10 protein-coding genes are annotated in these 11,284 nt (G+C 58.8%); 7 read left to right on the top strand and 3 right to left on the bottom strand.

All coding sequences use genetic code 11. The features are described 5' to 3' along the window. The 3 genes from nadE to AC1D2P_RS29005 all read right to left on the bottom strand — a co-directional run. A partial coding sequence (gene nadE / locus AC1D2P_RS28995; protein WP_477811715.1) for an NAD(+) synthase occupies nt 1-476 on the bottom strand: 476 nt, incomplete at its 3' end. Nucleotides 477-480: 4 nt separating this feature from the next. Then, nucleotides 481-1,707: a nicotinate phosphoribosyltransferase gene (pncB, locus tag AC1D2P_RS29000; RefSeq protein ID WP_109785450.1), complete on the bottom strand. Its 1,227-nt coding sequence runs from the start codon at nt 1,705-1,707 to the stop codon at nt 481-483. 70 nt (nt 1,708-1,777) lie between these two features. Beyond that, the gene (locus AC1D2P_RS29005) at nt 1,778-2,686 is read right to left on the bottom strand and encodes a LysR family transcriptional regulator (protein WP_477811716.1); all 909 of its coding nucleotides are present in this window, start codon (nt 2,684-2,686) and stop codon (nt 1,778-1,780) included. A 175-nt stretch (nt 2,687-2,861) separates the two neighbouring features. Between AC1D2P_RS29005 and amaB the strand changes: the two genes are divergently transcribed. The 7 genes from amaB to AC1D2P_RS29040 form a co-directional block, all read left to right on the top strand. After that, nucleotides 2,862-4,352 carry an L-piperidine-6-carboxylate dehydrogenase gene (amaB, locus tag AC1D2P_RS29010; RefSeq protein WP_109785452.1) on the top strand — a complete coding sequence of 497 codons (1,491 nt, stop codon included), beginning with the start codon at nt 2,862-2,864 and terminating at the stop codon, nt 4,350-4,352. Nucleotides 4,353-4,512: 160 nt separating this feature from the next. Then, nucleotides 4,513-5,796 carry an L-pipecolate oxidase gene (amaA, locus tag AC1D2P_RS29015; RefSeq protein WP_477811717.1) on the top strand — a complete coding sequence of 428 codons (1,284 nt, stop codon included), beginning with the start codon at nt 4,513-4,515 and terminating at the stop codon, nt 5,794-5,796. 364 nt (nt 5,797-6,160) lie between these two features. Beyond that, a complete protein-coding gene (locus AC1D2P_RS29020) occupies nt 6,161-7,294 on the top strand; it encodes a branched-chain amino acid ABC transporter substrate-binding protein (protein ID WP_109785453.1) in 1,134 nt (377 codons plus the stop codon). A gap of 239 nt (nt 7,295-7,533) precedes the next feature. Continuing rightward, nucleotides 7,534-8,448 carry an ABC transporter permease subunit gene (locus tag AC1D2P_RS29025; protein WP_046028438.1) on the top strand — a complete coding sequence of 305 codons (915 nt, stop codon included), beginning with the start codon at nt 7,534-7,536 and terminating at the stop codon, nt 8,446-8,448. A gap of 3 nt (nt 8,449-8,451) precedes the next feature. Then, a complete protein-coding gene (gene livM, locus AC1D2P_RS29030) occupies nt 8,452-9,735 on the top strand; it encodes a high-affinity branched-chain amino acid ABC transporter permease LivM (RefSeq protein ID WP_046028439.1) in 1,284 nt (427 codons plus the stop codon). Further along, the gene (locus AC1D2P_RS29035) at nt 9,732-10,604 is read left to right on the top strand and encodes an ABC transporter ATP-binding protein (protein WP_046028440.1); all 873 of its coding nucleotides are present in this window, start codon (nt 9,732-9,734) and stop codon (nt 10,602-10,604) included. The genes livM and AC1D2P_RS29035 overlap by 4 nt, the downstream gene beginning before the upstream one ends. After that, nucleotides 10,601-11,284 (top strand): ABC transporter ATP-binding protein (locus AC1D2P_RS29040; protein WP_477811718.1); only part of this gene is annotated, 684 nt, incomplete at its 3' end. The genes AC1D2P_RS29035 and AC1D2P_RS29040, both read left to right, overlap by 4 nt.

Consider the following 11,284-nt stretch of genomic DNA (forward strand, 5'->3'; position numbering starts at 1 on the left):
GCGCCCGCGATGGTGTACTGAGCGACCATGCGCATCCGCGCCTTGGTGTTGCCGAGCACGAAATCCACCGAGACCGCGTGCTTGCCTTCGAAGGCGGCGACTTCGTTGGCCAGCGATTTGACCGCGGGGCCGATGTTCACGGTGTGGCGCTCGTCCGGGGCAATGAAATCCACTGAGGCCTGAGCGTCATGTTCATCGAACTGAGTCTCGTACGGCAGGCGCACGGCGATGAATTTGTAGCCCTTGTCGCCGGTGCGCTCACGCAATTCACGCATGGCTCGTTGGGCCAACAGGCCGGCGGTCAGGGAATCGACGCCACCGCTGATGCCCAGCACCAGGGTCTTGAGACCGGAATTGACCAGGCAATCCTGAATGAAACTGACCCGCCGGGCGACTTCTGCCTCAAGGGCGGCCTCGTCGGCAAATGGCGGTTGAACCTTGAGCTGCTCAGCAATCTCACGCTGTACGGCTTGCATGAATTCACTCCTTGCTTGATGTGCTGGATAGGGCGGCAGGTACTTTGAACACGTGTCGCAAATAGGCGACAAAATTCGGGTCTTTGCAGTGAGTCTTGCCAGGCTCATCGGAAATTTTCGCGACGGGCTGGCCGTTGCAGGCTGCCATTTTAAGCACGATGCTCATGGGTTCGACACCTGGAATATCACACGTCAGGTTAGTGCCGATCCCAAAGCTGACATTGATCCGACCACGCAGCGCGCGGAATATCTCCAGCGCCTTGGGCAGTGTCAGGCTGTCGGAGAATGTCAGCGTCTTGCTCATCGGGTCGATGCCGAGCTTGTGATAATGGGCGATGGCTTTTTCGGCCCATAGCACCGGATCACCCGAGTCGTGGCGCAGGCCATCGAAGAGCTTGGCGAAAAACAGGTCGAAGTCGCCGAGGAAGGCATCCATGGTGATGCAATCGGTCAGGGCGATACCGAGCAGGCCGCGGTACTCGCGTACCCAGCAATCGAGCGCGGCAATCTGGCTGTCGATCAGTCGTGGGCCGAGTTGTTGATGGGCCATGATCCACTCGTGGGCCATAGTGCCCAGCGGTTTCATGTCCAGCTCCCTGGACAGGTGCACGTTGCTGGTACCGACGAAGCGTCCGGGGAAATCGTGCTTGAGCACGTTCACCACTTCCTCCTGCACGCGGTATGAAAAGCGACGGCGCGTGCCGAAATCGGCGACCTGCAACTCGGACAATTCGTCACTGCTGGCGTTGGCGGTCAGCCAGTCGAACTTGCGATAGAGTTGTTCGCGTGCCTGTTCCAGGACTATTTCCCGGTAGCGATAGCGGTTGCGCACTTCGCTGACAATCGCCAGCAGCGGCACTTCGAACAGGATTACGTGCAACCACGGCCCGCGCAGACGGATGAACAGTTCGTCGTTTTCAATGCCGGTGTGGATGTAACGCAGGTTGAAGCGAAACAATCCGAGAAACCGCAGGAAATCCGGTTTCAGGAAGCTGATTCGCTCCAGAAAACTCAATTGATCAGGGCTCAGGCTCAACTCGGCCAGGCGCTCGATCTGAAAACGGATCTCCGCCAGGTACGGGCGCAAATCTTCACTGTTGCGGCAACGAAACTCCCATTCGACTTCGACGTTCGGGTAGTTGTGCAGCACGGCCTGCATCATCGTCAGTTTGTAGAAGTCGGTGTCGAGCAGGTTCTGCACGATGCGATCGCCAAACACGCTCTCGCTCATAACGGGGTTCTCCGCATTGAATGGGGATAGTGGCGCATATCGGTGGTGGGTATTGCCAGCAATTTCTGTGTCAGTCGGGGGAGGTGGGGTTGTCGACTTGCTCCAGCATCCATTTCACAAAATCGCGCACCTTGGGCACTTCTGCCGAATGCTCGGGATACGCCAGGTAATAGGCATCCGTGCTGGGCATTGCATGCTGCCAGGGAATGACCAGTTTGCCGTCGGCCAATTCCTCTTCCACCAGAAACCGTGGCAACAGTGCCACGCCGCAGCCGACTTGCGCTGCACGGATGCACATATAAAAGGTTTCAAAACGCGGGCCGYGGTAGCTGTGCTCGGTGTGGTAGCCCTGACTGTCGAACCAGTCGTGCCACGCCTGGGGGCGGGAGGCGTTTTGCAGCAGGACCAGGTCGGTGAGTTGCGTCGGATCGGTGAACGGCGTGTCCGGCAGGCTGCCCGGTGCGCAGACCGGCACCAGTTCCTCGCCAAACAGCTTCAGGCATTCAGTGCCGGGCCGTGAACCCTGGCCGAAGTAAAACGCCAGGTCGCTGCGACCTTGCAGCAAATCGTCGGCTTCCTGCTCGCTGCACAGGTCCAGATGGATCGACGGATGGCGCAGGCGCCAGCCTTTCAGGCGTGGGACCAGCCAGCGCGCACCGAAGGTCGGTGGGGTCGAGACGCGCAAGACTTCGGTTTCACCGCCGTAGGAGCGCAGGTAATGGGTCGACATTTCGACCTGGGTGAGGATTTTTCGTACTTCCACCAGGTACAAATCACCGGCCGGGGTCATTTGCAGGCGTCGGCGCACACGACGGAACAACAAGTGCTGCAACAACTCTTCGAGTTGCGCGACCTGTTTACTGACGGCGCTCTGGGTCAGGTTCAGCTCTTCGGCGGCGCGTGTGAAGCTCAAATGCCGGGTCACGGCCTCGAAACACTGCAGTGCTGTGATCGACGGCAGGTAGCGTTTATTCAGCATGGGTAGTCCYTTTTCTTGTTTCTTACTGACCAGCAATTCGCAGCATGAATAAACGGAATGATATCTCTCTTAAAGGTCGTTTGTTGGGTAGCCTTCGGGAAGCTAAAACTACAGGTCTGATCAGCCGTGATTATTCCGGCTGCACCCTTTGTGTTTTTCGCTTGAGGAGTGACCCATGGTTGCCGCATTGCTTGATCGTCTTGGTGTGAACCCGGCCCTGTACCAGAACGGCAAAGTGCCGGTGCATTCGCCGATTGATGGCAGCCAGATTGCCGCCGTGAACTGGGAAGGCGCCGCTGAAGTCGAGCAGCACATCAGTCGTGCCGATCATGCGTTCGAATTGTGGCGCAAGGTCCCGGCGCCGCGCCGTGGCGAACTGGTGCGCCAACTGGGCGACATTCTGCGTGAATATAAGGCTGACCTCGGTGAGTTGGTCTCCTGGGAAGCTGGCAAGATTACTCAGGAAGGCCTGGGTGAAGTTCAGGAAATGATCGACATCTGCGATTTCGCGGTCGGTCTGTCCCGTCAGTTGTACGGTTTGACTATTGCGTCCGAGCGTCCTGGCCACCACATGCGCGAAACCTGGCACCCGCTGGGCGTCGTCGGCGTGATCAGTGCGTTCAACTTCCCGGTCGCGGTCTGGGCCTGGAACACCACGCTGGCGCTGGTCTGCGGCAACCCGGTGATCTGGAAACCTTCGGAAAAAACCCCGCTGACCGCGCTGGCCTGCCAGGCGCTGTTCGATCGCGTACTGAAAAATTTCAGCGACGCGCCACCCCACTTGAGCCAAGTGATCATTGGCGGTCGTGATGCCGGCGAAGCGCTGGTTGATGACCCGCGTGTCGCGCTGATCAGCGCCACCGGCAGCACCCGCATGGGCCGCGAAGTGGCGCCGAAAATTGCCGCGCGTTTTGCTCGCAGCATTCTGGAACTGGGCGGCAACAACGCGATGATCCTCGGCCCAAGCGCCGACCTGGACATGGCCGTTCGCGCCATCCTGTTCAGCGCCGTCGGTACCGCCGGTCAGCGTTGCACCACCCTGCGTCGTTTGATCGCGCACGAATCGGTGAAGGAAGAGATCGTCACTCGCCTCAAGGCTGCGTACTCCAAAGTGCGCATCGGCCATCCACTGGAAGGCAATCTGATCGGCCCGTTGATCGATAAACACAGCTTCGACAACATGCAGGACGCGCTGGAGCAGGCCTTGAGCGAAGGCGGCCGTGTGTTTGGCGGCAAGCGCCAACTGGAAGACAAATTCCCGAATGCCTACTACGTTGCACCGGCCATTGTTGAAATGCCGGAGCAAAGTGACGTCGTGTGCCATGAAACCTTTGCACCGATTCTGTACGTGATCGGTTACAACGATTTCAACGAAGCCTTGCGCTTGAACAATGCCGTGCCACAGGGCCTGTCGTCCTGCATCTTCACCACCGACGTGCGTGAAGCCGAGCAATTCATGTCGGCGGTGGGCAGCGATTGCGGGATTGCCAACGTCAACATCGGCCCGAGCGGCGCAGAAATCGGTGGCGCGTTTGGTGGCGAAAAAGAAACTGGCGGTGGTCGTGAGTCGGGCTCCGACGCATGGCGCGGCTACATGCGCCGTCAGACCAACACTGTGAACTACTCGCTGGAGTTGCCGTTGGCGCAGGGCATCACGTTCGACTAAGCGCAGCTTTTGAGCTCATGTTGATCGTTCCCACGCTCTGCGTGGGAATGCCTCAATGGACACTCTGCGTCCGCTCTTGGGACGCGGAGCGTCCCGGGCTGCATTCCCACGCCGAGCGTGGGAACGATCGGGTTGGTTAGGTTTCTGTTGGAGTCTGGCAATGCCGTTACGCGAAGAGTGTCTGTGGGAAAAACTGACGCCGCAAAGGCCCGACAACGCGGCGCTCAAGGGTGAAGTAACAGTCGATGTCTGCGTCATCGGTGCCGGTTTCACCGGTCTGTCGGCGGCGGTGCATCTGCTGGAACAAGGTAAATCGGTTTGTGTGCTGGAAGCGCATCGCGCCGGCCACGGTGGCTCGGGGCGCAATGTCGGCCTGGTCAACGCTGGCATGTGGATTCCACCGGACGACATCGAAGCCGGGTTCGGCGAAGCGGTGGGCAGTCAGCTCAATCGCATGCTTGGCGCGGCACCTGCCCTGGTGTTCAGCCTTGTGGACAAATACAACATCGATTGCCAGTTACGCCGCGAAGGCACGCTGCACATGGCGCACAACGCCCGTGGCGAAGCGGATTTGCGCAGTCGTGAAGAACAATGGAAACGTCGCGGGGCGCCCGTCGAACTATTGACGGGCCAAGCCTGCGAGCAGGCGACGGGCACTAAAAAAATCGCTGCCGCACTGCTTGATCGCCGTGCTGGCACCCTCAACCCGATGGCCTACACCACCGGACTGGCCAAGGCGGCCATCGGCCTCGGTGGCCAATTGTTCGACCATTCTCCGGTCACCCGGTTAGAACGTCAGGGCCAGCGTTGGTCGGTGCAAACCGCCCAGGGTTCGGTTATGGCCGAGAAAGTCGTAATCGCCTCCAACGCCTACACCGAAGGCGACTGGACCGAACTGCGGCGCAATTTCTTTCCCGGTTACTACTATCAAGTGGCCTCGGTCCCGCTGACCGAAGACGCCGCGCAACAGATTCTGCCCGGCGGCCAGGGCTCCTGGGACACCCGCCAGGTACTCAGCAGCATTCGTCGTGACAAAGACGGGCGCCTGTTGCTCGGCAGCCTCGGCAATGGCAACCAGAAACCCGCCTGGTTCCTGAAAGCCTGGGCCGATCGTGTTCAGCAACACTATTTTCCCTACCTTAAACCGGTGGAGTGGGAATGCACCTGGACCGGTTGCATCGCCTTCACGCCGGATCATTTGATGCGCCTGTTCGAGCCGGCGCCCGGTTTAGTGGCAGTCACCGGTTACAACGGTCGGGGCGTGACGACAGGTACGGTCGTCGGCAAAGCCTTTGCCGATTACTTGTGTAACGGAAATCCTCACGCTTTGCCGATTCCCTTCGCGCCCATGCAGCCATTGGCCGGGGTCGGATTGCGCAGTTGTCTATACGAGGCGGGGTTCTCGCTGTATCACGCAGGCCAGTGCTTGCGGATCRTTATCTGATTGTTGAAATTTGTTGCTGAAAGCGGCGCTTTTCGGCTTTGCGTCTAGCCTGTAATGGTGCGGGTTGTAGCAGTCCCGCACCAGCAGTGTGCACTTCGGTGACGCACGTTGTTACAGGCTGGTTGCACGTCGTTTGACGCCGCGGTTGCAATGATGGCGCATGCGGGTTGCGCCTTTAAAAATAAATGGTTTCACCTTCCGCGGTTTAGACGGTTGCACGCCCAATGAAAATGGGAACAAAACAGTCGTAAAAACAATAATGCAGCGACTTTTTTCAGAATAAAAAACCGATGGCACGGCCCTTGCTCTGAGCATTCAGTGAAGTCGCAGTGCCAACTAAAAAAAAACCTTGGAGCACCACCTCATGTCCCAGACGTTTTACAAGAAAGGCTTTCTGGCCCTCGCAGTGGCAGCTGCGTTGGGTGTTTCTGCGTTTGCTCAAGCTGATGTGAAAATCGGTGTGGCGGGCCCGATGACAGGCGCCAACGCGGCATTTGGCGAGCAGTACATGAAGGGTGCACAGGCTGCAGCCGACGCGGTCAACGCGGCGGGCGGCGTTAACGGGGAAAAAATCGTGCTGGTCAAGGGCGATGACGCCTGCGAACCGAAACAGGCTGTGACGGTCGCCAAGGACCTGACCAACCAGAAGGTCGCTGGCGTGGTCGGTCACTTCTGCTCCTCGTCGACTATCCCGGCCTCCGAGATTTACGACGAAGCGGGCATCATCGTAATGACTCCAGGTTCCACCAACCCGGCCGTTACCGAGCGCGGCTTGAGCGCCATGTTCCGTATGTGCGGGCGTGACGATCAGCAAGGCATCGTGGCCGGCGACTACATCGTCGACGTGCTCAAGGGCAAGAAAGTTGCTGTCATCCACGACAAAGACACCTACGGCCARGGTCTGGCTGATGCCACCAAGGCTCAGTTGGTCAAGCGTGGCGTGACTCCGGTCATCTACGAAGGCCTGACCCGCGGCGAAAAAGACTTCAGCGCCCTGGTCACCAAAATTCGCGCTGCTGGCGCCGACGTCGTCTACTTCGGCGGTCTGCACCCTGAAGCCGGTCCATTGGTTAAACAACTGCGTACCGAAGGCCTGAAAGACGTGAAATTCATGTCCGATGACGGCATCGTGACCGACGAACTGGTGACCACCGCTGGTGGCGCGCAGTATGTCGATGGCGTGCTGATGACCTTCGGCGCCGACCCACGCCTGCTGCCAGACAGCAAGACCGTGGTAGATGCATTCCGCAAGGCCGGCACCGAGCCTGAAGGCTACACCCTCTACGCTTACGCAACGGTCCAGGCCCTGGCCGCTGGCTTCAATGGCGCCAAGTCCAACAAGGGCGAAGACGCCGCTGCTTGGCTGAAAAAGAACCCGGTCAAAACCGTGATGGGCGAGAAGACCTGGGACGCCAAAGGCGACCTGAAAGTCTCCGACTACGTGGTTTACCAGTGGGACAAGGACGGCAAATACCATCAGCTGGAAAAACAGAAGTAAGGGCTGACCCAATCGGCTGACCCCACAGTTTCCCTGTAGGCGCGAGCCCGCTCGCGATGACGGACTGACAGGCAACACATTTGTTGAATGTTAAACCGTCATCGCGAGCAGGCTCGCTCCTACAGGGAGCGGTGGTGTCGGCTGATCGTGGCTGACATTGCTCCGACGTAAATCTGTATTTTCCTTAGAAGAGCCGCACACCCACAGGTGTACAGGTTCTCATTGCGTGAGATTGCGTTATGGATGGTATTTTCCTGCAGCAACTGGTCAACGGCCTGACCCTCGGGTCGGTCTATGGCCTGATCGCCATCGGCTACACAATGGTCTATGGCATCATCGGCATGATCAACTTCGCCCACGGCGAGGTTTACATGATTTCCGCTTACCTCGCGGCAATCAGTCTGGCTCTGCTGGCTTACTTCGGTATCGAATCCTTCCCTCTGCTGATGCTCGGCACACTGATCTTCACCATCGTCGTTACAGCGGTGTATGGCTGGGTCATCGAGCGAGTCGCTTACAAACCGCTGCGTAACTCCACCCGACTGGCACCGCTGATCAGCGCCATCGGTATTTCCCTGATTCTGCAAAACTATGCACAGATCGCTCAGGGCGCCCGCCAACAAGGCGTTCCGACACTGCTGACCGGTGCATGGCGAGTTGATGTCGGGACTGGTTTCGTCCAGCTCACCTACACCAAGATCTTCATTCTGGTCGCCGCGTTTGTCGGGATGGGCCTGCTGACCTACATCATCAAGTACACCAAGCTCGGCCGTATGTGCCGCGCGACCCAGCAAGACCGCAAGATGGCCTCAATCCTGGGGATCAACACCGACCGCGTCATTTCCTACGTGTTCATCATCGGTGCAGCGATGGCGGCCCTGGCCGGCGTGCTGATCACCATGAACTACGGCACGTTCGACTTCTACGCAGGTTTCGTCATCGGCATCAAAGCGTTCACCGCAGCGGTACTGGGCGGGATCGGCTCGCTGCCGGGTGCGATGCTTGGCGGGATCATTCTGGGGATCTCCGAGTCGCTGTTTTCCGGTCTGGTCAACTCCGACTACAAAGACGTTTTCAGCTTCTCGCTGCTTGTTCTCGTTCTGGTCTTTCGGCCTCAAGGCCTGCTCGGCCGTCCTCTTGTGTCGAAGGTGTAAGCGATGTCTTCAACCACTAAAAAAACCATTGATATCAAAAGAAGCCTGGTTGACGCGATTCTTGCCGGCCTTGTAGCGCTCATCGTGTTTGGTCCGATTGTTGGCATTGTCCTCGACGGCTATGGCTTCAACCTGCAACCAACACGAGTGGCGTGGATTGTCGCCATCGTCATGGCTGGCCGCTTTGCTTTGAGCCTGTTCCTGCAAACACCCAAGGGTTTGAGAATTCTCGAAGGGTTTGAAACCACGGGCTCCGGGGTTCATGTACTGCCACCCGATTACAAATCACGGTTGCGCTGGATCATCCCGCTGATGGTCGTCATTGCCGTGGTGTTTCCGTTTTTCTCCAACTCCTACCTGCTGGGCGTGGTCATCCTCGGGTTGATCTACGTGTTGCTCGGTCTGGGGCTGAACATCGTGGTCGGCCTGGCCGGCCTGCTCGACCTGGGTTACGTGGCGTTCTACGCCATCGGTGCCTACGGTTTGGCGCTCGGTTACCAGTACCTCGGCCTGGGCTTCTGGACGGTGCTGCCACTGGCGGCAATTACGGCAGGCCTTGCCGGTTGCATCCTGGGCTTCCCGGTGTTGCGTCTGCACGGTGACTACCTGGCAATCGTGACGTTGGGCTTCGGTGAAATCATCCGCTTGATCCTCAACAACTGGCTGTCGCTGACCGGTGGCCCGAACGGCATGCCGGCACCGCTGCCGACGTTCTTCGGTCTGGAGTTCGGCAAACGGGCGAAAGACGGCGGGGTACCGTTCCACGAGTTCTTCGGCATCGCCTACAACCCCGACGTGAAGTACTACTTCATCTATGCGGTGTTGTTCATGGTCGTGCTGGCCGTGTTGTACATCAAGCACCGCTTGACCCGCATGCCGGTCGGCCGCGCCTGGGAAGCCCTGCGTGAAGACGAAATCGCCTGCCGCTCCATGGGCCTGAACCACGTGCTGGTGAAGCTCTCGGCCTTCACCATCGGTGCATCGACGGCCGGTCTGGCCGGTGTGTTCTTCGCCACCTACCAGGGTTTCGTCAACCCCACTTCATTCACCTTCTTCGAATCGGCCCTGATCCTCGCCATTGTGGTACTGGGCGGTATGGGTTCGACCATCGGCGTGGTGATTGCAGCCTTCGTGCTGACCGTCGCCCCGGAACTGCTGCGTGGTTTCGCGGAGTATCGCGTGCTGCTGTTCGGCATCCTGATGGTGTTGATGATGATCTGGCGACCGCGCGGCCTGATCCGGATCAGCCGTACCGGTGTGACCCCGCGTAAAGGAGTAGCGCCATGAGCGAAGTCGTACTCTCGGTCGAGAAGCTGATGATGCACTTTGGCGGCATCAAGGCGCTGAACGATGTCAGCCTGAAGGTGCACCGCAACTCGATCTTCGCCCTGATCGGCCCCAACGGCGCCGGCAAAACCACCGTGTTCAACTGCCTGACCGGTTTCTACAAGGCCTCCGGCGGCAAGATCGAACTCAACGTGCGTGGGCAACAGACCAACGTCATCAAATTGCTCGGCGAATCATTCAAACCGACGGATTTCGTCTCACCTAGATCGTTTGCCAGTCGGCTGTTCTACAAGGCGTTCGGCGGCACCCACCTGGTGAACCGTGCCGGTCTGGCGCGGACCTTCCAGAACATTCGCCTGTTCAAGGAAATGTCGGTGCTGGAAAACCTGCTGGTGGCCCAGCACATGTGGGTCAACCGCAGCATGCTGGCCGGCATCCTCAATACCAAGGGCTACCGCAAGGCTGAAAGCGATGCGCTGGACCACGCCTTCTACTGGCTGGAAGTGGTGGATCTGGTGGATTGCGCCAACCGTCTGGCCGGTGAACTGTCGTACGGTCAGCAACGTCGCCTGGAAATTGCCCGGGCCATGTGCACCCGTCCGCAAATTATCTGCCTCGACGAACCGGCCGCCGGCCTCAACCCTCAGGAAACCGAAGCGCTGAGCGCGATGATCCGGCTGCTGCGTGACGAGCACGATCTGACCGTGGTGCTGATTGAACACGACATGGGCATGGTGATGAGTATTTCCGACCACATCGTGGTGCTGGACCACGGTGTAGTGATCGCCGAGGGCGGTCCCGACGCGATCCGTAATGATCCGAAAGTGATTGCGGCCTATCTGGGCGCCGACGAAGAGGAAGTGGCATGACGCAACCCATCCTCGAACTCAAGGAACTGGACGTGTTTTACGGGCCGATCCAGGCCCTGAAAAAAGTCTCGCTGCACATCAATGAAGGTGAAACGGTCAGCCTGATCGGCTCCAACGGTGCCGGCAAGTCGACGCTGCTGATGTCGATCTTCGGCCAGCCGCGGGCGGCTGACGGGCAGATCATCTACCAGGGCGTGGACATTACCCACAAGTCGTCCCACTACATTGCGTCGAACGGCATCGCTCAATCGCCGGAAGGCCGGCGGGTATTCCCCGACATGACCGTCGAGGAAAACMTGCTGATGGGCACCATCCCGATCGGTGACAAGTACGCCAAGGAAGACATGCAACGCATGTTCGAGTTGTTTCCGCGACTCGAAGAACGGCGCACTCAGCGGGCGATGACCATGTCTGGCGGCGAGCAGCAAATGCTCGCCATCGCGCGCGCATTGATGAGTCGGCCGAAACTGCTGTTGCTCGACGAGCCAAGCCTGGGGTTGGCGCCGATTGTGGTGAAACAGATCTTCGCCACCCTTCGGGAACTGGCCAAAACCGGCATGACGATCTTCCTGGTCGAGCAGAACGCCAACCATGCGCTTCGGTTGTCAGACCGGGCGTACGTGATGGTCAACGGTGAGATTCGCATGACCGGCACCGGCAAGGAGCTGCTGGTTAACGAG

It is taken from the genome of Pseudomonas sp. P1_F1_2 (assembly GCF_056405815.1).